This is a genomic window from Amycolatopsis sp. FU40 (genome assembly GCF_021903635.1).
GTDB classification, from domain to species: Bacteria; Actinomycetota; Actinomycetes; order Mycobacteriales; family Pseudonocardiaceae; genus Amycolatopsis; species Amycolatopsis dendrobii.
In genome coordinates this window covers 622,433-647,190 of the sequence record NZ_CP091381.1, presented here as the reverse complement: position 1 = coordinate 647,190, position 24,758 = coordinate 622,433, and the positions used below count along the sequence as shown (strand labels likewise).

Annotated in this window: 22 protein-coding genes; 5 read left to right on the top strand and 17 right to left on the bottom strand. The window is 70.1% G+C overall.

Annotated elements, in window-relative coordinates; translation table 11 throughout:
- Window positions 1-19: 19 nt before the first annotated feature.
- From L3Q65_RS04245 to L3Q65_RS04225, 5 genes are all read right to left on the bottom strand, one after another.
- Complete coding sequence (locus tag L3Q65_RS04245; RefSeq protein ID WP_237598818.1) at window positions 20-2,824, bottom strand: S8 family serine peptidase; 2,805 nt, start codon at window positions 2,822-2,824, stop codon at window positions 20-22.
- Window positions 2,825-3,093: 269 nt separating this feature from the next.
- The gene (locus tag L3Q65_RS04240; RefSeq protein WP_237601041.1) at window positions 3,094-3,804 is read right to left on the bottom strand and encodes a barstar family protein; all 711 of its coding nucleotides are present in this window, start codon (window positions 3,802-3,804) and stop codon (window positions 3,094-3,096) included.
- 35 nt (window positions 3,805-3,839) lie between these two features.
- Window positions 3,840-4,373, bottom strand: a complete 534-nt coding sequence (locus L3Q65_RS04235) for a hypothetical protein (protein ID WP_237598817.1) — start codon at window positions 4,371-4,373, stop codon at window positions 3,840-3,842.
- Entirely contained in the window at window positions 4,370-4,861 is a 492-nt protein-coding gene (locus L3Q65_RS04230) for a GNAT family N-acetyltransferase (RefSeq protein ID WP_220508564.1), read from the bottom strand. Before L3Q65_RS04230 ends, L3Q65_RS04235 begins: the two co-directional genes overlap by 4 nt.
- Before the next feature lie 40 nt (window positions 4,862-4,901).
- The gene (locus tag L3Q65_RS04225; protein WP_182896099.1) at window positions 4,902-6,464 is read right to left on the bottom strand and encodes a deoxyguanosinetriphosphate triphosphohydrolase family protein; all 1,563 of its coding nucleotides are present in this window, start codon (window positions 6,462-6,464) and stop codon (window positions 4,902-4,904) included.
- Between the two features lie 38 nt (window positions 6,465-6,502).
- Here L3Q65_RS04225 and L3Q65_RS04220 point away from each other — a divergent pair, with 38 nt between their 5' ends.
- Both L3Q65_RS04220 and L3Q65_RS04215 read left to right on the top strand, forming a co-directional pair.
- Entirely contained in the window at window positions 6,503-7,609 is a 1,107-nt protein-coding gene (locus L3Q65_RS04220) for a lycopene cyclase family protein (RefSeq protein WP_237598816.1), read from the top strand.
- A gap of 145 nt (window positions 7,610-7,754) precedes the next feature.
- A complete protein-coding gene (locus L3Q65_RS04215; protein ID WP_237598815.1) occupies window positions 7,755-9,434 on the top strand; it encodes a GGDEF domain-containing protein in 1,680 nt (559 codons plus the stop codon).
- On the opposite strand, the gene L3Q65_RS04210 is transcribed toward L3Q65_RS04215, so the two are convergent.
- Both L3Q65_RS04210 and L3Q65_RS04205 read right to left on the bottom strand, forming a co-directional pair.
- Window positions 9,418-10,062, bottom strand: a complete 645-nt coding sequence (locus L3Q65_RS04210) for a response regulator (RefSeq protein ID WP_182896102.1) — start codon at window positions 10,060-10,062, stop codon at window positions 9,418-9,420. The genes L3Q65_RS04215 and L3Q65_RS04210 overlap by 17 nt on opposite strands.
- Window positions 10,059-11,258, bottom strand: coding sequence for a sensor histidine kinase (locus tag L3Q65_RS04205; RefSeq protein WP_182896103.1), 1,200 nt, complete (start codon window positions 11,256-11,258; stop codon window positions 10,059-10,061). Before L3Q65_RS04205 ends, L3Q65_RS04210 begins: the two co-directional genes overlap by 4 nt.
- Before the next feature lie 83 nt (window positions 11,259-11,341).
- Between L3Q65_RS04205 and L3Q65_RS04200 the strand changes: the two genes are divergently transcribed.
- Window positions 11,342-12,067 carry a class I SAM-dependent methyltransferase gene (locus L3Q65_RS04200; RefSeq protein ID WP_182896104.1) on the top strand — a complete coding sequence of 242 codons (726 nt, stop codon included), beginning with the start codon at window positions 11,342-11,344 and terminating at the stop codon, window positions 12,065-12,067.
- 53 nt (window positions 12,068-12,120) lie between these two features.
- On the opposite strand, the gene L3Q65_RS04195 is transcribed toward L3Q65_RS04200, so the two are convergent.
- Entirely contained in the window at window positions 12,121-12,663 is a 543-nt protein-coding gene (locus L3Q65_RS04195; RefSeq protein WP_182896105.1) for a snapalysin family zinc-dependent metalloprotease, read from the bottom strand.
- Window positions 12,664-12,836: 173 nt separating this feature from the next.
- Between L3Q65_RS04195 and L3Q65_RS04190 the strand changes: the two genes are divergently transcribed.
- Window positions 12,837-14,768 (top strand): AarF/ABC1/UbiB kinase family protein, encoded by a 1,932-nt coding sequence (locus tag L3Q65_RS04190; protein WP_182896106.1) that lies wholly within the window; start codon window positions 12,837-12,839, stop codon window positions 14,766-14,768.
- Here L3Q65_RS04190 and lepB read toward each other — a convergent pair.
- The 9 genes from lepB to L3Q65_RS04145 all read right to left on the bottom strand — a co-directional run bounded on the left by lepB (window position 14,683) and on the right by L3Q65_RS04145 (window position 22,878).
- Window positions 14,683-15,453 carry a signal peptidase I gene (lepB, locus tag L3Q65_RS04185; RefSeq protein ID WP_237598814.1) on the bottom strand — a complete coding sequence of 257 codons (771 nt, stop codon included), beginning with the start codon at window positions 15,451-15,453 and terminating at the stop codon, window positions 14,683-14,685. The two genes, L3Q65_RS04190 and lepB, sit on opposite strands and share 86 nt — an antisense overlap.
- 318 nt (window positions 15,454-15,771) lie before the next feature.
- Window positions 15,772-16,194 (bottom strand): hypothetical protein, encoded by a 423-nt coding sequence (locus L3Q65_RS04180; protein WP_182896108.1) that lies wholly within the window; start codon window positions 16,192-16,194, stop codon window positions 15,772-15,774.
- A 123-nt stretch (window positions 16,195-16,317) separates the two neighbouring features.
- A complete protein-coding gene (locus L3Q65_RS04175) occupies window positions 16,318-16,716 on the bottom strand; it encodes a metal-sulfur cluster assembly factor (RefSeq protein WP_037814682.1) in 399 nt (132 codons plus the stop codon).
- A gap of 82 nt (window positions 16,717-16,798) precedes the next feature.
- Window positions 16,799-17,248: a Fe-S cluster assembly sulfur transfer protein SufU gene (gene sufU / locus L3Q65_RS04170; RefSeq protein WP_037814681.1), complete on the bottom strand. Its 450-nt coding sequence runs from the start codon at window positions 17,246-17,248 to the stop codon at window positions 16,799-16,801.
- Entirely contained in the window at window positions 17,245-18,546 is a 1,302-nt protein-coding gene (locus L3Q65_RS04165; RefSeq protein ID WP_237598813.1) for a cysteine desulfurase, read from the bottom strand. Before L3Q65_RS04165 ends, sufU begins: the two co-directional genes overlap by 4 nt.
- Window positions 18,547-18,596: 50 nt before the next feature.
- Entirely contained in the window at window positions 18,597-19,367 is a 771-nt protein-coding gene (sufC, locus tag L3Q65_RS04160; RefSeq protein ID WP_237598812.1) for a Fe-S cluster assembly ATPase SufC, read from the bottom strand.
- Window positions 19,368-19,408: 41 nt separating this feature from the next.
- On the bottom strand, window positions 19,409-20,581 hold the full coding sequence (gene sufD, locus L3Q65_RS04155; RefSeq protein WP_237598811.1) for a Fe-S cluster assembly protein SufD: 1,173 nt from the start codon (window positions 20,579-20,581) through the stop codon (window positions 19,409-19,411).
- Window positions 20,582-22,030: a Fe-S cluster assembly protein SufB gene (sufB, locus tag L3Q65_RS04150; protein WP_182896112.1), complete on the bottom strand. Its 1,449-nt coding sequence runs from the start codon at window positions 22,028-22,030 to the stop codon at window positions 20,582-20,584. It abuts the gene before it with no gap.
- Window positions 22,027-22,878, bottom strand: a complete 852-nt coding sequence (locus L3Q65_RS04145; RefSeq protein ID WP_370648170.1) for a helix-turn-helix transcriptional regulator — start codon at window positions 22,876-22,878, stop codon at window positions 22,027-22,029. Before L3Q65_RS04145 ends, sufB begins: the two co-directional genes overlap by 4 nt.
- Before the next feature lie 243 nt (window positions 22,879-23,121).
- Here L3Q65_RS04145 and mptB point away from each other — a divergent pair, with 243 nt between their 5' ends.
- A complete protein-coding gene (gene mptB, locus L3Q65_RS04140; protein WP_370648250.1) occupies window positions 23,122-24,753 on the top strand; it encodes a polyprenol phosphomannose-dependent alpha 1,6 mannosyltransferase MptB in 1,632 nt (543 codons plus the stop codon).
- Window positions 24,754-24,758: the final 5 nt, after the last annotated feature.

Sequence of the window (24,758 nt, the reverse complement as noted above, 5' to 3'; positions counted from 1 at the left end):
CGCGACGGTCCCGCACCGCTCAGGCCAGCTGAGGCCGCACCGGCCCCGCGGTCACCGTCTTGTGCACATCCGCCGGACGCCCGGCCGTCGCGTACCCGTTGACGTGCAGCGAAACGCTGCGGATCGAACCGGTGTCGCCGCCCGTGGTGTCGACGACCTTGAACGTCCAGGTGCCGTCCGCCGAAGCGCCTGGCTGGCTCTGCGGCGTGACCGGCCGGTAGGTGCCGGTGTACGGCGCGTCCGCGGATCCGGTCGTGCTGAACAGCTTGGTCGCGGAATCGTCGAACACCACCTGACAGAGGTTGTTGCCGCTGCCGCCGCCCTTCTGGAACAGCGTCGCCGTCGCGCCGGACGGCGCGGTCAGCGTGCCGACCAGGTCGTTGACATAGGTGTGGTCGATGCCGACCGTGGTCGCTTTCTCCGCGGTGGTGCAGGCGGTGCCGTCGATCGAAAGCGACACCTTCGACGCGGGACCGACGCCGCTCACCACGAGCGGAACCGACGCGCCGAGCGGCGAGTTGTCCGGGATCGCGACCGCCGGACCGGCGTAGGCGAACGCCTGCGAAACCGGCGACGGTGTGCCGACCGGCAGCGAGAACGTGCTCGTGCGCGGCGAGAACGAGCCCGCGAAAGTCACCTTCGCGTTGAGCACCACCGGCGAGCCGAGCTGCTGGCCGGCCGGAACCGTGACGGTGAAGTCGTTGATTCCGGTCTGTCCCGGGCTGATCGTGCCGTACGACTTCGCCCGCGGCTCGATCGCGACGCCCGGGGTCGGCGAGGTGAGCACGACGCTCGTGGACACCGCCGTGCCGTCGCCGGTGTTCTTCACCGGCAGCGTGACCGTCGCGATGTCACCAGGGTTGAGCGTGCTGCCGCCGTTGGGTCCGCGGACCGTCGGCTGTCCCGCTTCCGCGTACGGCTGCGGGCTGGCACCGGTGTACGCGAGCACCTTGTCCGCCAGCAACACTCCGGCACCGGTGAGGTTGTCCGTGCCGGGAGCTTCGATGTCCACCGCGGTCTTGAGGAACGCCTCGCGAATGTCCGAAGAGGACAGTCCGGGATTGCCGGACAGCACCAGGCTCGCGATCGCGGCCGCGTGCGGCGCGGCCGCCGAAGTGCCGAAGAACGGGTCGAATCCGCTCACCGAGGTGTGCACGCCGTCCGCCGCGGTGATTTCCGGCTTCTGCCGGACCTCTCCCCCGGTCGACGACACGTCGCCCGGAGTGATCGGCGTTCCGTTGGCTTCGTAGAACACCCGCCGCGGACCGTCCGAACTGAACCGTTCCGCCTTGCTGGTCGCCGAATACGCCGCCGGATACGGTCCGGTCGGGTTCGCCGGGTCGCCCGGTTCGAGCGGACGGCCGAACGCCGCCTCGGCCGGAGCCGCGGCGACCGCGAACGCCTTGCGCGCCGCGGCGTGGCCCACGACCGCGCCGGGCGTGGAGTACGCCTTGAGCCCGTCCGCGGAATCGCGGAACCGGCTGCCGAACGCGGTCAGCGAGAGGTACCGGCTCGCCCCGGAGAACTTCACCACGGCGAGCCGCAGCCCGGTGCCGCCGAAGAACGGGGTGGCCAGCTGCTCGTACGGGTCCTGAGTGCCGTTCTGGACGTCCTGGCTGAAGCTCACGACGTTGCCGCGCGCGTCGAGGAGGTAGAGGTCGTAGTCGTCCGCGGCCGCGCCGATCGGGTCGGACCAGTGCAGCGTCACCGGGATGTTCGCCGACGACGCGTCCGAAATCGGCTCGAACGCCTGCTTTCCGGCCGCGCCCGCGAAGTTGTGCGCGGTGCCGGCGTACTTGCCGATCGAGATTCCCGAATCGGCGAAGTCGCCTTCCCAATGCGCGGCGGTGCCGTCGGCGACGTTGCCCTCGTTGCCCGCGGAGGAGAAGTAGAGCGCGCCGTCGGCCGTCACGTCGTTCACCGCTTGCGCGATGATCCAGTCCTGGAACGGGGATTCCTTGAAGTAGATGACGTCGTCGACGATGACGTCGCAATGCGCTTCGAAACGGAGCTTGCGGATGTTGTCGGCGAAACTCGCGTCGGAGGTGAACGCGGTGGCGAAACCGAGCTTCGCGTTCGGGGCGAGGTCGTGGATGATCTCCAGCATCGCGGTGCCCTCGTCGCCGCTGCCCGCTTGTCCGGTCAGGACATCGACCGCCGGAAGCTCGCCCTTGGTCCGGGAAACCTCCAGGGAATCGACGCCGTCGGACAGCGCGCACGCCTTCACGCCGGTGCCGGTCACGCCGAACTGCTGGCGCGCGGTGTCCGCGTTGTGCGCCCGGTCGCCCGCGCTGACCACCTGCGTTTTGGTTCCGATCGCTTCCTTGAGCTGCCGGTCGATCCGGTCGGCCTTCTGCTGCTTGGTTTCCGAGCCTTCTTTGTTTTCCCGCTGCCGCGCCGTCATCGCCTGATCCGCGGTTTCGACGTGCTTCACGTCGCCGCGTTTCGCGATCTCCGGCAATGCGGTCAACGGCACCTCGGCCCGGATGCTCGCCGCCGTGCTCGACATCGCACGCACCTCGGCTCCGGCCTTGCGCAGGTCGTTGACGAGCCCGTCGCTGACCTTCGTGACCCGGATGTCGACGAGTGCTTTGTCCGCGATCCTGGCGATTCCCGGCAACGCGGCCGCGCTCAGGCTCCGCGTGCGCATCTTCTCCTGGACGAGCAGCTTGCTGTCTATTTTGGACTCAGTCGCGGTCTGTCCTGCTTTCACCGCCTGCAAAGCGGCGATCTGACTGTTCGCCGTGGAGTCCACAGTGGACTCCTGCGCTTCCGCTAGGGGCGGTGTCGCCAGCCCGGCGGCAAGCACCGCCGCGGCGACCACGCCCGTCCGTCTTCTCGCGGTTGTTGTCGAGGCTCCAGGTGAACGGGTACGACGCACGTGCGTCCTCCGATCTCACACCGCGTGCCCCGACTCACGCTGGCCAACGCCGGTGATCACCGGCTGGATCCAGCTAAGTACCACTTCTGTCCGGGAAAAACGGCCGTTGGGGTGACGTTGGTCAGGCAATATCCGTTGCCAGCCGGACGTCGTAGGCCGTTCGGCGGAGCTTGCCGTCTTTCGCGCGCACGGCCGGGAGCCGGAGTCGCCGGTCAGCGCGGTTCGACGTTGTACTGGCCGAAGATTTCCGTGACCGCGGTCACGAAGGCATCTCCGAGGGCTCGGCGGGAAGTCTCCACGGCGTTCCAGCTCACTGAATAGCGCTGAGCTGCCTTCGATCCGCTTCGGACGCAGTCGTGGAGCGCGGCCAAGTTGCTGCCGAAGCAACCGCCTGGGCCATTCGCCGCTTCGCCGATGGCGCAAGAGAACGAGTCCTTCGAGGACCAGTGCTGTCCGTCGATGACGATGTCGCCTGTGTCGCAGCGCATCGCGTGCTTCCCCGAGGTGAACCACGCGTTTTGCACGACGTGCAGCCAGTTGCCGTGCTGGGTCGCGGGATGTCGCGTCCACTCGCCGAGCAGGATCGAGCCGCGGCGCCAACGCGACCAGATCGCTTGCTCGTGGGGACAAGGCTCGCCGCCGCACGACGGAACTTCGAGACTCGCTGACCCGCCCGGCGCCGGGGAGATGTTCTTCGGCTTCAGTTCGAACCGGCCTAACCAATACCTGCCGATCGCGTCGCCGGAATCATCGAGCACCTCGAGCTCCGCATCGTCCACAGTCACCGGTCGTGCGTCGGCTGCGCCGATGATGCCTGCGAAGGTCACCTTTCCGGCGGTCTCCTCGTCGGCAAAGAATCCGTGCAGTGGCTCGAAGGGGAGCGCGAAACCCGGACGGCTCTCCTCGGAGACGACCCGATACATCGGCACCTGAGATCTCCCCCGCCGGAGCAAACCGTTCACCCGATCCCGTAGTCGGCCACCAACGCAGCCGCGTATTCATCCGGAACCGGCCGCCGTCCGCCGAATGCCATCCACACATACGACTCCACCGCTTCCGCCGCGTCCAGGAACGGGCCGAACCGCTCGCGCCATTCCTCGCGGGCCGCGGCGTCCGGGAAGCCTTGGAACACCGCCACCTCGGGACCGCGTTCTCCCCAGCAGCCCCACTTCCCGGACGGCCCCGTCACCGCGATGACATCAGCCGTCACAGCGATCGAGTCCAGGAACTCGTCGTCCGATTCGTGTCCGATCGCCGACCAGTAACCCTCCGAGCCGACGGGCGCCGAAACCGTCTGACGCGCGCCGGGTTCGAGCACCAGAAGGTCGACCCGGTCGTCGCCGTGCCAGCGGGCCATCTCGCGAAGCGCGGGCCAGATTTCCGGTGCCAGCACCACGTCGTACTCGCAGAACAGCGAGTCCCCGCGGGGCTCCCGGAAAACCTGCCCCGGCAGCCTCGCGCCGAGAGTGAAAACCTCCGCGAACCGAGTCACAGTTCCAGCCACATGATGCGCAACCCGACCCGCCCCTCGACCGGATGCCGGAAAGCCCCCGGCGCGACCCCCAGCGTCACGAACCCCAAACTCTCGTACAGCCGGATCGCATGGACATTGGTCTCGACCACCGCATTGAACTGAATCGCCGCGAAACCAGCCCGCCGGGCCCAAGCGATCAGGTCCAGCACCAAGGCCCTCCCGACGCCGGAACCGCGTGCGTCCCGGGACACCATCAAGCTTCCCGAAGCGACATGGCTGCCCGGACCCGGCCGGTTGGCGTACATGTTCGCCGTGCCCAGTACCCGGTCTCCTTCGGCAGCGACGACGACCCGCGCGGGGGCGGGAACCAGCCACTGCCGACGTGCTTCGGATTCGCTCATGGCCGGGTCGTAGGGGAACGTCCGCTGCTCGGTCACCACGTCCCGGACGATCGGCCAGATCCCCGGCCAATCGTCCGCGCCGGCTTCCCGGATCGTCACAGGCATCTGCCTACCGTGCTGACCAGGCACCCGTCCCGCAACCGATTTAGAGCACGAAGGAATCCGACCAGGGCTGGCTCGACCGGCCCGACAAAGCGTCCAGCAACGTCACCGCTTGCTTGTCCGTCAGCGAAGCCACGAAGTCCACGACCGCCCGGCCCCGGGCCAGCCCGCGCACCGCGTCCGCGCCCTCGATCCGCTCGCCTGTCGCGCCCACCAGCAGCTCCGGCGCGGTCCGCGCGAGGTCCGAGTATTCGCCGTGCGCCAGTTCCATCAGGTCGTGCAGCCGGCGCGGCAAGCGGGAAGCCTCGTCGCGGTCGAGGAGCCACGCGTCCAGCGCGTCGACCAACGTCGTGACCAGGCTGGCCTGGCCGCGCTGGTGCAGGGCGAGATCGGGGCGCAGGAGCACGAACCGCCGGTGGACGAACTTCAGGACCTGCACCTCGTGCCACTGCGCGGGACGCAGCGAGACGTGCCCGGACCGGGTCGGCGGCGACGACAGGACGAAAACCCCGTCCACCAATCGCGCCATCCAGTTCGCCGAGAACGCCGCCGTCGCTTGTTCGGCCTCGGTCGAACCGTCGAAGCCGTCCGCGAGCAGGCCGTCGACCAGTTCTCGTTGGACTCGGGCGACGGCGGCGGCGAAGGCGTCGTCGTCCACAATCCAGCTGTCCTTCAGGTGCATGCGGCGGCGCATCCGCTCCAGGGAACGGCCTGGGCGGCGGATTTCCGCGGTCAGCCGGGCATCGTCCAAAGAGGCCAGATCGACGGCGTGCGCCAGCCACTCCCCCAGTTCGGCGGCGACGGGGGCGTGCTGCAGGACGCCGATGCGGTGGAAATCCTGCAGATCGTGGATCGCGTACGCGATGTCGTCGGCAGTGTCCATAACGGACGCTTCGACCGTCTGCTGCCACGGCTCGATCCGCCCGGCGAACGGGGCCCGCGACTGCTCGAAGTCGTCCAATTCCGTGACATACGCGGAAAACTTGCTCGCACCGGTGCCTGGAGCGTCGTCCGGCTCGGCGGCGCCGCGGGGCGGCAGGGGCATCGCGGTCGGATGCGGCTGCGGGTAATGCAGCCGCGCCCACGGGTATTTCAGGACCGCGGCGCGAACCGCGGTCGTCAGGTCCAGCCCGATGGCGGACGGGCCGCGCACGTCCGTCGTCGTGAGGATGCGGAACGACTGCGCGTTGCCCTCGAAACCGTCGGCCAGGCCGAACCGGTGCCGTGCGATCCGGTCCAGGGTCTGCTCGCCGAGATGCCCGAACGGAGGGTGCCCGAGGTCGTGCGCCAGGGCGGCCGCCTCGCACGCGTCCGGGTCGCAGCCGCCGAGTTTCGCGGCCAGTTCGGCCGACTCGCTCGATCCGGTGATCCGCTCCGCGATCCCGCGCGCGACCTGCGCGACCTTCAGGCTGTGCGTCAGCCGGTTGTGCAGCAGCCCGGCGCCGCCCGCGCTGACCACCTGGGTGACCCCGCCGAGCCGCGCGAAGAACGGCGACGCGGTGATCCGGTCGCGGTCGACGCGGAACGGGCTGGTCGCCAGGTCGGTGAACCCGCCCGCCCCGTTCGCCGGGTCCCGCCGCGCTGCCCTCGGATCGGTCTCGTCCATGTGTCCCACCGTATCCGGCCGTCCGGCAGGATTGCGGGATGACCGACGTGCTGGTGGCGGGCGGCGGCCCGGCCGGACGGGCGCTGGCGGCCGCGTGCGCCCGGCGAGGCCTGGAAACGGCCGTGCTCGACCCGGATCCACACCGAAAGTGGCCGAATACTTACGGAATGTGGGCGGACGAGGCGCCTGAGCTGCCGGGCGAAGCGATCGCCGCGGCTCCGGCGGCGACGCTGGCGTTCGGAACCCGCGAGCACCGCGTCGACCGGGCGTATCGGGTAATCGACAACGCCGGGCTGCGCGAGTGGCTCACCGAGCCGAGCGTCCAGGTCGTCACCGGCAAGGTGACCGGCGCGGAACACGGTCCGCACGGTACGACGGTCCTGCTCGCCGACGGTCGACGCCTCGCCGCCGCAGTGTTCGTCGACGCGTCCGGAGCACCCAAGCTGCGGGCTCCACGCGCCGAGCAGACCGCGTACGGGCTCGTGCTGCCCGCGGACCAAGCTGAGCGGCTCGCCCCGCCCGACACAGCTGTCTTCATGGACTGGCGCGACGGCACCGACAGCTTCCGGTATGCACTGCCCCTCGGCGACGGCTCCGTACTGGTCGAAGAGACGTCGCTCGCGCGCAAACCCGGGCTCCCAGTGGCCGAACTGGCCCAGCGGCTGCACGCCCGGCTCAAAGCGGCGGGAATCCGTCCCGCAGGCCGGGTCGAACAGGTGCGGATCGTGCTCGACGTCCCGCTGCCGAAGCGCGGCCAGTCGGTGCCGTTCGGGGTTGCGGGCGCGCTCGTCCACCCGGCGACCGGCTACAGCCTCGCGACCGCGCTGCAGCTCGCGCCTCGCGTCGCGCAGGCTCTCGCGGACGCGTTCGACGCAGGTCCGGCGGCCGCGGCCAGTGCTGCCCGGAAGGCATTGTGGCCGCCCGAAGCCCGTGCTGTGCATGCCTTGCGCCGCCACGGACTCCGTGCATTGTGCGGAATGTCACCCGCTCAGTCAGCGCAATTTTTCGACCTGTTCTTCGACCTTCCGATCCCGGCGCAGCGCGCGTTCACCTCGGGCCGCACCGACCTGCCCGGCACCGCCTCGACCATGGCAAACCTGTTCCGCGCCGCCCCGGCCCGCCTCCGCCGCCTGCTGCTGGGCTGAGCCCGTGCCGGGAATTTTGCCTTGCCCGATCGAGCGAACGCGAAAAGCATTTTGTTACTCCGTTCCGGTGGCCAAAGTGCCGCGCTGGTGAACATCAGCTGACAACGGTTTCGCAGCCCCCTCCGGCGGTGCGAGTATCGCGTCCGTGACGACGCTGCGTGCGGTCCGATTCGCCTTCCAGCCGATGTACAGCTTGCACACCGGCGGGGTCGTCGCGTACGAAGCGCTGGCCCGGCCGGGCCGGGGCACGGCGCACGAACTGCTCGCCGAGGCCCGCCGCGAGGGCAGGCTCACCGAGGTCGACCTCGGGCTGGCCGCCGCGGCGGTACGCCAGGAGGCCGAGCGGCCCAGCGCGCTTCCGCTGCACCTCAACGTCTCCGCGCGCACGCTCGCGTCGCCGCTGGAGGCGTTCGACGAACTGATCGCCGAACTCGGCGCGGCCGGACGGCGCACCCGCGACGTGGTGCTGGAGGTCGGGCCGCCGTTCACGCACCTGCCCACCGGCCGCCTGCTCGACGGCATGCGCGCGCTCACCGAACAGGGCTTCCGGCTCGCGCTCGACGGGCTCGGCCGCGGCGACCTGCCGCTGGCGCTGCTCGCGCAGTCCCCGGTGGACCTGGTGAAACTCGACCGCAGCGTGCTGCGCGGCCTTCCCGGTGACCCGGCGGCGACGGCGGTGGTCGAGGCGCTGCTGCACTACACGACGCGCACGAACATCCGGCTGGTCGCGACCGGGATCGAGACCGAGTCGCAGCTGGACGCGGCGCAGAGCCTCGGCGTCCGGATCGCGCAGGGCAATCTGCTCGCACCGCCCGCCGCGCACCGGTCCGCGCCCGCCTCCGGCGCGGTCATCCCGGAGGACCGGCGCACGCCCGCGCCGCCGCAGGCCCCGCGCGTCGGCGATTTCCTGCGCCCGGCCACCACCTTGCCGGTCGACGCCACCTGCGACGACGTCCGCGAGGTCCTCGCCGCCGCGGACGCGCCGAGCGGCGTGGTCGGCGTCGACGCGGACAACCGTCCACAATGGTCAGTCGACCGGACGCGATTCCTCGTCACCATCACCGGTCCGTACGGACATGCCCTGCACGCGAAGCGGTCCGCCGCGCGGCTGGCGGACAAACCGCGCCTGATCGAGGCCGGCGCGAGCGCACTGGAATTCCTCGAACTGGTCACCGACGCCGACTGGGGCCGCACCGGCGACGACGTCGTGGTGGTCGACGCGTCCGGGCGCTGTCTCGGCGTCGTGCTGGTGACCGAGGTCGTGCGCGGGGTCGCCGAGGCGAAGGTCGAAGAGGCGGTCACGCTCAGCCCGCTCACCCGGCTGCCGGGCAGCGAAGCGGCGGCGCGCGACGTCGAACGCCGGATCGCGAGCGGCGAGCAGTTCGTGGCGGCGTGGCTGGACGTCGACGCGTTCAAGTCGGTCAACGACAACGCCGGTTTCGCCGCGGGAGACGATCTGATCCGCGCCTTGGGCGAAACCCTCACCGACCTTTCCCGGCGGCTGCCGCGGATGCGCGTGAGCCACGTCGGCGGCGACGACTTCCTGATCGTGTGCGACGTGGACGAGATCGGCACCGTCGCCGCGGCTTTGCTGGACACGCACTGGTCCGCCGAGGGCATGCCGGTCACGGTTTCCCTGGCGACGCTCGTGTGCGGCAGCGGCACGATTCCGTCCTATCGGGACGCTTCCCGGCTGCTCGCGCCGCTCAAGAAACGCGCCAAGGCCGTTCCCGGCTCCAGCTGGGTCCTCAGCCGCCCCGGCAGCGACCGCGTCGAGGTCCTGCGCGGCATCGGCAGGGACGTCGCCATCAGCCGGTCGGCCTGACGAAGCCCGACTCGTAAGCCCGGATCACCGCCTGCGTCCGGTCCCGCGCACCGAGCTTCGACAGCACGTTCCCGACGTGCGTTTTCACCGTCTGCAGCCCCAGGAACAGCTCCGCCGCGATCTCCCCGTTGGACAGTCCCGCCGCCATCAGCCGCAGTACGTCTCGTTCCCGTTCGGTCAGGAAGTCCAGCGGCGCGGCGGCACCCGGCGCGCGGCGGGCGGCCATGCCCCGGATCGCGGCCGGGAACAGCAGCGAATCCCCCGCCAGCACCGTGCGGATCCCGGCGACGATCTCCTCCGGACGCGCGCGTTTCAGCAGGAATCCGCTCGCGCCGGCGAGCAGCGCGTCGTACACGTAGTCGTCGTTTTCGAAGGTGGTCACCACGATCACCTTCGGCGGATCCTCCACAGTGGACAGAAGATGCCCGGTCGCGCGGATCCCGTCCACCGCGGGCATCCGCACGTCCATCAGCACGACGTCCGGCCGCAGCCGGCCGACGAGACCCGGCACCTCCGAGCCGTCGGACGCCTCGCCGACCACGGTCAGATCCGGTTCGCTGTCCACGATCGCCCGCAGCCCCGCCCGGATCAGCCGTTCGTCGTCCACCAGCAGGACTCGCACGCTCACCGGTTCCCCCACGGCACCGTCACCACGACCTCCCAGTTCTCGCCCACCGGTCCCGCGGACAGCTTGCCACCCACCAGCTCCGCCCGCTCCGCCATGCCCCGCAGACCGCGTCCGCCGCGGACGCGCGACGGACGGGCCGAACCGAGCGGGTTCGCGACCGCGGCCCGCAACTGCCCGTCCGCGACCGCCAGCGCGACGGTGACCGGCACCTTGCCCGCGTACCGCACCGCGTTCGTGAGGCATTCCTGCAAAATCCGGTACACCTCGCGGGAAACCACCGCCGGCACCGCGCCGACATCGCCTTGCACCTCGACGCGGCACTCCGTCCCGGACTGCTGCGTCACGGTGATCAGCGCGGGCAGGTTGGCGAGACCCGCGTGCGGCGTCCGGTCGCGTGCTTCGTCGCGGAGCAGGCCGAGCACGTGGTCGAGGTCGTCGAGCGCGGTGCGAGCCGATTCCTCGATCGCGGTGAGCGCTTCCTCGGTGAAGCCGGGGTCGGTGTGCAGCGTCCGCCGTGCGGCCCCGGCTTGCAGCGTGACCACCGAAAGCGCGTGCCCGACGGAATCGTGCAGTTCGCGCGCGAGCCGGGTGCGTTCGGCGAGCTGGTCGGTGCGGCGTTCGAGCTGTGCGATGCGTTCGGCGGCGGACCAGCCGAGCAACCGGGCCGCCGCGCGGCGCAGCACTCCGCCGAGGGCCCACACGAAGTAGATCAGCACGACGAAAGCCGCCACGAACGCCGCGGGCAGCCACGCCGAAGCCCAGCCGCGCGGAACCGTCAGATGGAAATCCGGAGTGTCGACAAGCCGACCGGTGAAGACCGCGTTGATCGCGAACCCGAATCCGGCGGGCAGGGCGAGCGTCGCGAGCCCGGTGAACAAACCGGCCACGACGTGCAGCACGAACATCGTCGCGCACCGCAGCCGTCCGCGTCCCGGCGCGGGCTGGGCGAGCAGTTCCCGCACCGCCGCCGCCTCCAGCACCCGCACCGCCGGCAGGAACGCGGTCGCGGCCAGCACGACGAGCATCACGACGAATCCGGCGACGCTCGCCCATCCCATCGTCGTCGCGAACGGCATCAGCGACGGCATCGCGATCATCGCGAGCAGCAGGTACGGCACGCTGAGCGCGGCGCCGAGGATCAGGTACACCCATCGGCGATAGGTGACCCCGCTGACCAGCGGACGAAGGAAACGCACCCGCCAATCCTGACAGGCGGTCCCGGCGGACGCCTCCCTCCAGGGCGGGACCCTGGCGGCGGTTTTCTGGCAGCCTGGATCGCATGCCTTCGGAAGAGAGCACCGTGATCAACGATTACGACCTGCTGGCCGAGACCTACACCGCCATGTCGGACACGGAGATCCAGAACGCCTACTACGAGCGGCCCGCCGTGCTGGCGCTGGCCGGAGACGTGGCCGGACGGCGGATTCTCGACGCGGGCTGCGGCGCCGGACCGCTGACCGTCGCACTGCGCGAACGCGGCGCCGAGGTATCCGGCTTCGACCTGAGCAGCGGCATGCTCGAGATCGCCCGCCAGCGGCTAGGCCCGGACGTGGACCTGCGCGTCGCCGACGTCGCCGGGCCACTCCCCTACGCCGACAACGCTTTCGATGACGTCATCGCCTCGCTCGTGCTGCACTACCTGAAGGACTGGGGCCCGACGCTCACCGAATTCCACCGTGTCCTCCGGCCCGGCGGACGGCTGATCGTGGTGGTCGACCATCCGTACGCGATCCACCTGCTGCAACGCCAGGCCGGGCAGCAGACGGACTACTCGGCGACTTACGAATGGACCGAGGACTGGGAGGTCGGCGGCCGGACGACGCCGATGAGCTTCTGGAACCGCCCGCTGCACGCGATGACCGACGCGTTCGCCGAGGCCGGGTTCCGGATCTCGACGATCAGCGAGCCGAAACCGGTGCCGGAGGCGGAAAAGCTGTTCCCGGAGGACTACCGGATGCTGTGCGTCAGCCCGAGCTTCTTGTTCTTCCTGCTGCAGGCGGAGTAGGAGGTCGTGAGTGGCAATCCCGGTTAGAACCGTGATCGCCACTCACGAGGCCCTCAGTAGACGGTCTTGGTGACCCGCGTGCCGTCGATCCGGAACCCGTTGGCCCACAACTGCTGCACCTTCGCCGATTCCTGCGCGTCCGGCTTGGCGTTGGTGCACGAGGTGCCCGGCCCGTGGCCCGACATCAGCTCCGTGCACGGCCCCTCGTAGTGGTCCGGCAGCCCGAGGTTGTGGCCGAGTTCGTGCGCGGCGATGCGGGTCGGGTCGTAGCCCTCGGCGACCTGGCTCGTGTCCAGGTAGACGTCTCCGTTGCCGTGCCCGTCGGTCTGCGTGTACGACCCGCCGCTGTTGACCTCGTGGATCTTCACCGTGGCCTTGCCCTCGTCCTTGACCAGCCGCACGTCGCTGACCGCGGCGTTCCAGTTGGCCGCGCCCTGGTCGATCTGGGCGACGTAGTCCGGCGCGCCCGCCGAGCTGTAGTAGACGGTGGTCGCCGCGGCGGCGGACGCGGCGGGTGCGGTCGCCAGGCCGAAGCCCAGCGGAGCGGCGGTCGCCGCGGCCAGTGCGGCGATCCGCCGGAACCCTCGTGCGTGCATCGTGTCCTCCGTACGTCATCGGGAAAGCAAGCAACCCTTTATCCGCTGGATGACGTTAGAAGTTCACCGCCGCGGGCGACTACGTCCGAAAGTAGGACGCTCCCCCGCGAGAGGGAGGCCCGTCCCGCCCCGGCTGGATCCGCGGGCGCCGCCGGGCTGGTGTGCTCGTCGGCATGCAAACGCTGCTGCTCGGCCTGCTGGCCTACGTCGTCGTGCTGTGGCCGCTCGTCGCCGCGGCCCGCAAGGTGCTCGGTGTGCGCGTCGGTCTCGTCCGGGCGCTCGGCGCCGCGCTCGCGGGCTGGCTCGTCGCGGGCACCGTCATCCGGTTGTTCCCGATCGCCGTGCTGTCCAACGCCGGGGTCGCGATCGGACTGCTGATCCCGCTGGCGGGCAGCGCGCTCGCGGTGACCCTGCTGGTCCTTTTCGTCGCCGAACTCGCGGTTCCGTCCGGCGGGCCGGGCCTGTTCGCCCGGATGCGGTCGCTGCGCTCCCGCGCCGCCCGCGCCCGTCGCTACTCGCGCATCATGCGCATCGCGATCCGCCACGGTCTCGGCTCGTTCCTCACCGGCCGGCGCACCGCGGGCCCCGACGGCTCGGCGAAACTCGCTCGATCGCTACGACTGGCGCTTGAAGAAGCGGGCGTGACGTTCGTGAAGCTCGGCCAACTGCTTTCGACGCGCGCCGATCTCCTGCCGCCGGTGTACATCCGCGAACTCAGCAAGCTGCACGATCAGGTCCCGCCCGCACCCGAAGACGAGGTGCGCGCGTTGCTGCGGGAGGAAATCGACGTGACTGCCTTCGCCCACATCGACGACGAACCCCTTGCCGCAGCGTCGATCGCGCAGGTTTACGGGGCCCGGCTGCGGTCCGGCGCCGAGGTGGTCGTGAAGGTGCAGCGGCCCGGGATCCGCGAGCAAGTGGAACGCGACATCGACATCGTCCGCCGCCTCGCCGACGTGCTGTACGTACGCGCCGGCTGGGCACGTTCGCTCGGCGTGCGGGAACTGGCCGACGGCTTCGCCGAATCCCTTGAGGACGAACTCGATTTCCGCACCGAAGCCGCGAACATCGAGGCGATCGCCGCGCATCCGGTCCCCGGCGTCACCCTTCCGGCTGTCCACAAAGTACTGTCCACGGAACGTGTCCTGGTGATGCGCCGGCTGGACGGCAAACCGCTTTCCGCCGGTTCCGCATGCTCCCGCGAGGAACTCGCCCGCACCTTCCTGCGCGGCCTGCTCGACCAGGTGCTGCTGGGCGGCGTGTTCCACGCGGATCCGCACCCGGGCAACGTTCTGCTGCTCGAAGACGGCACCCTCGGCCTGCTCGACTTCGGCTCCGTGGGCCGCCTCGACACCGGCCTGCGCGCCGGCCTGCAAGCCCTGCTGCCAGCCATCGACCGCGGCGACCCCGCCGGCGTGCGCGACGGGTTGCTGGAAATCGTCAACCGCCCCGACGACCTCGACGAACAACGCCTGGAACGCGCGCTCGGCGCCCTGCTGGCCCGGCACTTCGGCCCCGGCCGAACGCCCGGTCTCGACCTGTTCACCGGCCTGTTCCGAGTCGTCGCCGACTTCCGCCTGGCCGTCCCGCCGCCGATCGCCGCGGTGTTCCGCGCGTTGGCGACCATGGAAGGCACGCTCGCGACGCTCGCGCCGAACTTCGACCTGGTCGCCGAATCCCGCGCGTTCGCCACCGAACGCATCGGCCTGCGCCCGGAAACCCTGCGCCGCACCGTCACCGACGAATTCACCGCGCTGCTTCCGGTCCTGCGCCGCCTCCCCCGCCGGGTCGACCGGATCGGCGCGGCACTGGAGGAAGGCCGCTTGTCGGTGAACATGCGGCTGTTCTCCGACGAACGCGACCGCGACCTGGTGACCGGCCTGGTGCACGAGGTGCTGCTGGCGCTGGTCGGCATCGCGACCGGGCTCATGGCCGTGCTGCTGCTGGGCAGTTCCAGCGGTCCGCAGGTGGTGCCCGGGCTGACCCTGAACCACGTGTTCGGCTACAACCTGCTGATGATCAGCGCGCTGGCGGGACTGCGGCTGCTTTTCGTCGTCTTCCGGCGCTCCGGACGACGGTCCCGAGCAGACCGGCGAACCCGATGAGGAACAGCCCCGCCCCGGCTCCGGCGGTGATCCGGCCGGTGACCGGTCCGGAATCCGGCTCCGTCGTCCCGGGAAACCCGGCGGCGGTGAACGCGGTCGTCGCCGGGATCTGCCTGACCCAGAACAGATTCCCGGTCGCCGAGACGACGCCGTGCACCGCGGACAACGACACCGCTCCGCCGCCGGGTTCGTTGACCCGCCACCGGGAGTCGTCCGCGATGTCCCGCCGGTCCCCCGCCAGGAAAACCGCGCCCGTCGGCACTTTCGCGTAGAAGGGCGTCTGCTCGCCGGCCACGTAAGGCTCGTCGATCGACTTGCGGTTCACCTTGATCCGGCGCTCCAGGTCGCAGCATTCGACCTCGTCGCCGCCGACCGCGATCACGCGCTGCAGGAACGTCCCGCGCCGTCCGTCGCCGAACGCGCTCGCGTCGAACACGACAAGGTCGCCGCGGTGGATCTCCTGGCCCTCGCGCAGTCCGAAGACGACCCGCTCGCCCGACACGACGGTATTCGCCATCGACCCGCCCGTCACGGTCAGCGACCGGTAACTGAACACCTTGAGGAGCCCGGTCACCGCCACGACCGAGCCCGCGAGCGCGACCACGACGAAAGCAGCGAGCACCCAGGAAAACCGGCGCGGCGCACGCCCGGCCGGAGGCGGAGCGGCAGGGAAGCCTTCTGTCACGAAGCGATCATCGGATGGATTCGGACAGTCGTTACCTGGCAGGCTCGCAGGGCATCAGCCTGCGCCGGAGAGCTCCCGCCTAGGTCCCCTCTGGCGCACTCGGCAATCTCACGGCCGCGGACGCCGTCGCCGGGGCGGCGTGCGCCCCCGGTCGCGAGCCAAGCGGAAACCTGACAGCGGGGCCGAGAAACCATCCATCACCGCACGAGGATCGACAGCTCTCCCTGCCCAGCCAGGCATCGCCCAGGCGGATCGGGCCATTCCGTCCACAATGGACTCGCACGGCTCCGCGCCGCCGTATAGGTCGTTATACAGACTTCACCGCCCCAGCGTCGCATGCGTAGGCCGGACATCGAACTGTCCGGTCGTGAACCCGGGATTCGACGTGAACGCGACAGTCCCGGCCAGCGCCACCACGAACGCCAGCCCGCCCAGCAGTGCGCCCAGCCTGGCGAGATCGGCGCCGTAGCGCCGCGCTCCCGCGAGCAGGCCGAAGACCACGGCCAGCACCGAGGCCAGCACCGCCAGGAACCACAGCGCGCCCAGCACCAGGACGAACACCTCGGCCACGATCGGGTAGATGCCGCCCATGAGCAGCCTCGGGCGCACGAGGAGCCAGGCGAGCCAGGTCGCCACCCCGAGCGCGAAACTCACCGCGGCCACGGACACCGCCGCGACGGCCAGGCCGCGCCCGGGTCTGTCCCCGGGAGAGGACACGGATGCGGAATCAGGTTCGGTCATCGACCAGTCATAGCACCCGGGACCGACAGAAACCGGCGTTCCGCCCGCATGCGCCCGAACGCACCAATCCGGGATACGCCGAAGGCCGCCCCCGGCGATACCGGGAGCGGCCTTCGAAAAGCCTCAGACCGTGAAACCGAGCGCCCGCAACTGCTCGCGGCCGTCGTCGGTGATCTTCTCCGGGCCCCACGGCGGCATCCAGACCCAGTTGATCCGGAAGTCGTTCACGAGGCCGCCGGACGTCAGCGCCGCCGACGTCTGGTCTTCGATCACGTCGGTGAGCGGGCAGGCCGCGGACGTGAGCGTCATGTCGATCGTCGCGGTGTTGTCGGTCTCGACCCGGATGTCGTAGACCAGGCCGAGGTCCACGACGTTGATGCCGAGTTCCGGGTCGACGACGTCGCGCATCGCTTCCTCGACGTCCTCGATCTTGGCGATGTCGGCGGGGACGGCGGCGGACTGCTCGGGCAGGTCCGCGGCGGTGCGCCCCTCGCGCGGGTCGGTGGCCGTCTCTTCGCTCATGCCGTCGCCTCCTTAAGGAGTTTCACGCTCATTGCCTGGGAGGCGACGGCATGAACAACCATGATTCGCTTGCAAGCTGCGCTCATGCCTTCTCAGCTCCTGTGGTGGTGCTGGACACCGCGTCCTTGAACGCCATCCAGCCGAGCAGGGCGCACTTCACGCGCGCCGGGTACTTCGCGACGCCGGCGAACGCGACGCCGTCCTCCAGTACGTCCTCGTCCGGTTCGACCTTGCCCTTGCCCTGCATCAGTTCCACGAAGGCGTCCATGGTCGTGAACGCCTCGTCGACGGTGTGCCCGACGACCAGGTCGGTCAGCACCGACGCGGACGCCTGGCTGATCGAGCAGCCCTGCCCGTCGTAGGACACGTCCTCGACTTTGCCGTCGCTGACCTTGACCCGCAAGGTGATCTCGTCGCCGCAGGTCGGGTTGACCTGGAACGACTCCGCGTCGAACGGATCGCGCAGGCCGCGCCCGTGCGGGTTCTTGTAGTGGTCCAGGATGATCTCCTGGTACATGCTCTCCAGGTTCACTGGTCCACCCCGAAGAACTTCTGCGCCTCGCGGATCCCGGCGACCAGAGCGTCCACTTCGGACAGCGTGTTGTACAGGTAGAAGCTCGCCCGCACGGTCGCGGGCACCGAACAGGCCCGGTGCAGCGGCCACGCGCAGTGGTGTCCCACCCGCACCGCGATGCCGAGGCTGTCGAGCACCTGGCCGGCGTCGTGCGGGTGCACGCCGTCGATCACGAACGCGACGGTCGCGCCCCGGTCTTCGAGGTCGGTCGGCCCGACGATGCGCACGCCCGGGATCGCGCTGATGCCCGCGATCGCCGCCGCGGCCAGTTCGTGCTCGTGCGCCGCGACGCGGTCCATCCCGATGGCGGACAGGTAGTCCACCGCCGCGCCGAGGCCGATCGCCTGCGACGTCATCGGCACCCCCGCCTCGAACCGCTGCGGCGGCGCGGCGAACGTGGTGCGCTCCATGGTGACCAGCTCGATCATCGAGCCGCCGGTGAGGAACGGCGGCATCGCTTGGAGCAGTTCGGTCCGGCCGTACAGCACGCCGATCCCGGACGGAGCCAGCATCTTGTGCCCGGAGAACACCGCGAAGTCGACGTCCAGCGCGTGGAAATCGACCGCGAAGTGCGGCACCGACTGGCAGGCGTCGAGGACGGTCAGCGCGCCGACCTCCTTCGCCTTGGCCACCAGCTTCGCCACCGGGTTGACCGTGCCGAGCACGTTGGACTGGTGCGCGAACGCGACCACCTTGGTGCGCGGCGTGATCACACTGTCCAGATCGGACAGATCGAGCCGACCCTCGGCGGTGACCTTGAACCACTTCAGCGTCGCCCCGGTGCGCTGGCACAACTGCTGCCACGGCACCAGGTTCGCGTGGTGCTCCATCTCGGTGATGACGATTTCGTCGCCTTCGCCGATCCGGAACCGTTCGGACTCCGGACCGGCCGTGGCGGCGTTGCTCATCGCGTACGCCACGAGGTTGATGCCCTCGGTCGCGTTCTTGGTGAACACCAGCTCTTCCGGGTCCGCGCCGACGAATTCCGCGGTCTTGGCGCGCGCGGATTCGTAGGCGTCGGTGGCCTCTTCGGACAGCTGGTGGGCGCCGCGGTGCACGGCCGAGTTCGACGTGAACACGTACCGCCGTTCCGCGTCGAGCACCTGCACCGGCCGTTGCGAGGTCGCTCCGGAGTCCAGGTACACCAAGGGTTTCCCGTCGCGCACGGTGCGCGTCAGGATCGGGAAGTCGGCACGCAGTGCCGCCACGTCAAGGGGAACAGAGTTGGTCGGGCTGTTCGAAGCCGTGGTGGTCATCGAGCCAACTCCTCTCTCTCGGTGTCGTCGGGAACGGGGCGCGGGGAACGTCAGGCCTTGGCGGGCTCGGCGGAGCCGACGTACTTGACGTAGCCGTTCTCCTCCAGCTCGTCGGCCAGTTCGCGGCCGCCGGACTCGACGATGCGGCCGTCGGCGAAGACGTGCACGAAGTCCGGGGTGATGTGCCGCAGGATGCGGGTGTAGTGCGTGATCAGCATGACGCCGACCTCGTTGCCCGCCTTGTACTCGTTGACGCCTTCGGACACGACGCGCAGCGCGTCGACGTCCAGGCCGGAGTCGGTCTCGTCGAGGATGGCGAACTTCGGCTTGAGCAGCGCCAGCTGCAGGATCTCGTGGCGCTTCTTCTCGCCGCCGGAGAAGCCCTCGTTCACCGAGCGCTCGGCGAACTCACTCGAGATGCCGAGCTTGCCCATCTCCTCCTTGACCTCCTTGACCCAGTGGCGAAGCTTGGGAGCCTCGCCCCGGACCGCGGTGGCCGCGGTGCGCAGGAAGTTCGACATCGAGACGCCGGGCACCTCGACCGGGTACTGCATGGCGAGGAACAGGCCCGCGCGGGCGCGCTCGTCGACGCTCATCTCGAGCACGTTCTCGCCGTCCAGCAGCACCTCGCCGGAGGTCACCGTGTACTTCGGGTGGCCGGCGATCGCGTAGGACAGGGTGGACTTGCCGGAGCCGTTCGGGCCCATGATCGCGTGCGTCTCGCCGGACCGGATGGTCAGGTTGACGCCCTTGAGGATCTCCTTGGCGCCTTCGTCGGTGTTCACCGACGCGTGCAGGTCCTTGATTTCCAGGGTAGCCATTCTGCTTTTCCTAAAGAGTCTGAAGGGGACGGACGACGGGCTCAGGCGCCCACGGCTTCGAGCTCGGCCTCGATCGCGGCTTCGAGGCGCTCGCGCACCTCGGGCACGCCGATGCGGGCCAGGATCTCGTGGAAGAACCCGCGCACGACCAGCCGCCGCGCGGCCTCCTCGCCGATCCCGCGCGACTGGAGGTAGAACAACTGCTCGTCGTCGAACCTTCCCGTGGCGCTCGCGTGGCCCGCTCCTTCGATCTCGCCGGTCTCGATCTCGAGGTTCGGCACCGAGTCGGCGCGCGCGCCGGGGGTGAGCACGAGGTTGCGGTTCAGCTCGTAGGTGTCGGTGGCCTCGGCGGCCGCCCGGATCAGCACGTCGCCGATCCACACCGTGTGCGCGTCGTCGCCCTGCAGGGCGCCCTTGTACATCACGTTGGACTTGCAGTTCGGCACCGCGTGGTCCACGAACAGCCGGTGTTCCTGGTGCTGGCCCGCGTCGGCGAAGTACAGGCCGAGCATCTCGACGTCGCCGCCGCGGTCGGCGAAGGTCGCCGTCGGGGACACGCGCACCAGGTCGCCGCCGAGGGTGACCACGGTGTGCTTGAGCGTCGCGTCGCGGCCGAGCCGCAGGTGCTGCTCGGACACGTGCACCGCGTCGTCGGCCCAGTCCTGGACGCTGACCACGGTGATCTTGGCCGAGTCGCCGATGACGAACTCGACGTTGTCCGCGTACGTGCCGGAGCCGACGTGGTCGAGCACGATCACCGCGTTGGCGAACGCCTCGGCGCGCACCTGGAGGTGGCCGTAGGCGACCTTGCCCTCGCCGGGGCCGTGGATGCGCAGCACCGACGGCTTCGACGCCTCGGTCTCCTTCGGCACGGTGACGATCGTGGCCTTGGCGAAGGACGAGTACGCCTGCGCCGCGATGCGGTCGCTCGGCACGCCCGCCTCGCCGAGGCGCGCGTCGTCGCGGCCGACGGTCTCGATCTTCAGCTCGGGCGCGGCCTCGGTCTCCAGCGTGATCTCGCCGGAGGCGACGGCGGACCCGTCGTGCAGGCCGCGCAGGCGCTTCATCGGAGTGAAGCGCCAGTTTTCCTCACGCCCGCCCGGGACCTCGAAGGCCTCGACGTCGTAAGAGGTGAACCGCTCCGCGCGGGAGGCCGCCGGAATGACGGCCCCCTCGCGGAGCGACTCGGAAACGTTGTTCTCTGCCACGGACATTTAGCCGACGGACCCTTCCATCTGCAGCTCGATCAGGCGGTTCAGCTCGAGCGCGTATTCCATCGGCAGCTCGCGCGCGATGGGCTCGACGAACCCGCGCACGATCATCGCCATCGCCTCGGCCTCGTCGAGGCCGCGCGACATCAGGTAGAACAGCTGCTCTTCGCTGACCTTGGACACGGTGGCCTCGTGGCCCATGGACACCTCGTCGTTGCGGATGTCCACGTACGGGTACGTGTCCGACCGGGAGATGGTGTCCACCAGCAGGGCGTCGCAGACCACGCTGGAGCGCGAGTGGTGCGCCCGCTTCGCGACCTTGACCAGGCCGCGGTAGGAGGTCCGGCCGCCGCCGCGCGCGACCGACTTCGACACGATGGTCGAGGAGGTGTGCGGCGCGAGGTGCTCCATCTTGGCCCCGGCGTCCTGGTGCTGGCCCTCGCCCGCGAACGCGACCGAGAGAACCTCGCCCTTGGCGTGCTCGCCCATGAGGAAGACCGACGGGTACTTCATGGTCACCTTGGAGCCGATGTTGCCGTCGACCCACTCCATGGTCGCGCCCTCTTCGCACTTGGCGCGCTTGGTGACCAGGTTGTAGACGTTGTTCGACCAGTTCTGGATCGTCGTGTAGCGGCAGCGGGCGCCCTTCTTCACGATGATCTCGACGACCGCGGAGTGCAGCGAGTCCGACTGGTAGATCGGCGCGGTGCAGCCCTCGACGTAGTGGACGTAGGCGTCCTCGTCGACGATGATCAGCGTCCGCTCGAACTGGCCCATGTTCTCGGTGTTGATCCGGAAGTAGGCCTGCAGCGGGATCTCGACGTGCACGCCCTTCGGCACGTAGATGAACGAGCCGCCGGACCACACCGCCGTGTTCAGCGCGGAGAACTTGTTGTCGCCCGCCGGGATCACGGAGCCGAAGTACTCCTGGAAGATCTCCGGGTGCTCCCTGAGCGCGGAGTCGGTGTCCAGGAAGAGAACGCCCTGCTCCTCCAGGTCCTCGCGGATCTGGTGGTAGACGACCTCGGACTCGTACTGCGCCGCGACGCCCGCCACGAGGCGCTGCTTCTCCGCCTCGGGGATGCCCAGCTTGTCGTAGGTGTTCTTGATGTCCTCGGGCAGGTCTTCCCAGCTGGCCGCCTGCTTCTCGGTGGACCGCACGAAGTACTTGATGTTGTCGAAGTCGATCCCCGAGAGGTCGGCGCCCCAGTTCGGCATCGGCTTGAGGTCGAACAGCTTGAGCGCCTTCAATCGGGCGTCGCGCATCCACTCGGGCTCGGACTTCTTCTCGGAGATGTCGCGGACGACATCCTCGTTCAGGCCGCGGCGCGCGCTGGCGCCCGCCTCGTCGGAGTCCGCCCAGCCGAAGGCGTAGTTGCCAAGGGACGCGATGGTCTCTTCCTGGCTCAACGGCTCGGTGGTGGGAGTGCGCTGCTCGGCAGCGGCAGTCATGCGGGTTTCCCTCCATTCGGGATCCGTGGTGCGTGCCCTTCGGGCGGCGGGGCCGCTTGTCCGGGCGTCGTGCGGTCCGGCTCGGGATGGGCCGGGATACCCGCCGGTCCGGCGGGTACGTGTGTGGTGCACGCGTTGTCTCCGCGCGCGATGGTCGCCAGCCGCTGGACGTGGGTGCCCAGCAGTTTCGCGAACGCTTCCGTTTCGGCCTCGCACAGCTGCGGGAATTCCGCGGCGACGTGCGCGACCGGGCAGTGGTGCTGGCACAGCTGCGCGCCCACGTGCGCGGCGGGGTTCTCCGCGCCGACCTGGCGGGTCGAGGCAGCGTAGCCCTCCCTGCTCAGCGCGGCCGCGAGGGCCTCGGCGCGCTCGACCGGATCAGCCGATCCGGTGATCGCCTGCCGGTGCGGCCCGACGAGCCCTTCGACGCGGCGCTCGGCGAACGCGCGCACCGCGTCCGGGCCGGCGTGCTCGGCGAGGAAGCGGATGGCCGAGACCGCGAGGTCGTCGTAGGCGTGCCCGAACCGGGCCCGGCCCGCTTCGGTGAGCAGGAACAGCTTGGCCGGGCGGCCGCGTCCGCGCGGGCCCTTGCGCGGCGCGTCGCGGGTCTCGGCCTCGCCGTCGGCCTGGAGCGCGTCGAGGTGCCGCCGGATCGCCGTCGGGCTGATCCCGAGCTGCTCGGCGACCACCACGGCGGTCATCGGGCCCTGCTCCAGCAACAGCCGGGCGACCTCGTGCCGGGTGCGGCCCTCGGCCACGTTCGCGGCGCTGACCTGCACGGGAACGCCGACGGCCGCGGTGCGCGGCTGCTCGCCGCGCCCCTCGCCGACGGTCCCGTTCTTTTTCACAACACAAGTGTGTCTTATTTCCGGCCGCCGGGCAAAGGCGGGGTGCCGCCCAGTGACCCGACTCACCTCGCCACCGCGGCGCCCGGCCCAACGGGAGCGATCCCGTCGCCGGGGGACCGAATGGCTCGATACGCCGCGTGAACCGGAGTCGATACGCTTCCGGGCGTGGCAATCGGCGAACACCCGGAGCAGCGGGCACCGGAACCGGACTTATCCGGCGAACCGGGCGACGCTGACGGCGCCGTGGCCGCTCCCCCTGCCCCCGAAGCCGCGCCGTCCCCGGTCGGCCCGCGCCGCACCGATCCGCTGAACGCCGCCGAGACCCGCGGCCTCGACGTGGTCCGCCGCTTCGGCACCGTCGGCTCCCTGTTCCTCGCGCTCGGCTCGCTCGGGGCCGGGGCCGCGCCGGTGATCAACCCGGTGCAGGACCTGCCGGTGCTGCGGCTGTTCGTCCGGATCCCGACGGTCTCGCTCGCGATCGCGTTCTCCGGGATGGGCATCCTGGTGCTGAGCTGGCTCATGCTCGCCCGGTTCGCCCGTCCGGCGAGCGCGCGGCTGGCCACCAGCGGGCAGCTCGCCCGCACCGTCGCGATGTGGGTCGCGCCGCTGCTGCTGATCCCGCCGCTGTTCTCCCGCGACGTCTACAGCTATCTCGCGCAGAGCGAGATCGTGCACCGCGGCATGGACCCGTACCAGCTGGGCCCGGCGCAGGCGCTCGGCGTCGCCGACCCGCTCACCGCGGGCGTCACCAACATCTGGCGCGAGACACCCGCCCCGTACGGACCGCTGCTGCTGCGGCTCGGCGGCTGGCTGGCCCCGGTCGGCGGCAACAACATCGTCGTCGGCGTGCTGCTGCAGCGCGGCCTCGCGATGGTCGGCGTGCTGCTGATCGTGTGGGCGGTGCCGCGGCTGGCCCGACGGTTCGGCGTCCAGCCGGCCACCGCGCTGTGGCTCGGCGCGGCGAACCCGTTGCTGATCTTCCATTTCGTCGCGGGCGCGCACAACGATTCGCTGGCCATCGGGCTCATGGTGGCCGGGCTGGAGATCGGCATCCGGCGGCTGCCGGTGCGGGTGAAGGGGGACAGCCCGCCGCCGCTGGCGAAGGGCGAATTGCTCTTCATCGCGCTCGGGGTCGTCATCATAACGATCGGTGCCACCGTGAAGATCCCGGCGGTGCTGGCGTTGCCGTTCCTGTCGGTGATGGTCGCGCGCAGATGGCACGGGCGGCTGAAGGACCTGGTGTGGGCGGGCACGCCGATGGCGGTGCTGTTCGGCGTGGTGCTCACCGCGATCTGCGTCGGCACCGGACTGGGCTTCGGCTGGATCGGCGCGACGGCGAGCACGCCGGGACTGGTGCGGTCGTTCATCTCCCCCACCGCGGAGATCGCGAACCTCAGCGGCGTCCTCGGCATCACGCTCGGGCTGGGCAACCACACCGACGCGCTGGTGCCGATCCTCGGCACGCTCGGCAACGTGATCACCGCGGCGGTGACGATCAAATTCCTGTGGGCCAGTTTCAAATGGCGGTACCGGCCGATCATCGGGCTCGGCGTCTCGCTGGGCGCGGCGATGATCCTGCAGATCAACCTCCAGCCCTGGTACCTGCTGTGGGCGGTGATCCCGCTCGCCGCCGCGGCCGGGACGTCGCGGTTCCGGGTGGTCGCCACGGTCATCAGCGCCGGGCTGCCGTTCCTGCTGCCGCCCACCGGCGGCACCTTCGACGGCCGCTCGTACGTCCTGCCGTGGGCCTACGGCGCGGCCGCTCTGGTGACCCTCGGCGGCCTCGCGATCGTGTACCGGGTTTCGCCGCTGCTGTTGTCCAGGACACCTCCGGCGTCCCCAGCACCGCGCGCGCCCGCTGACGTCGTATCGTGATTCGC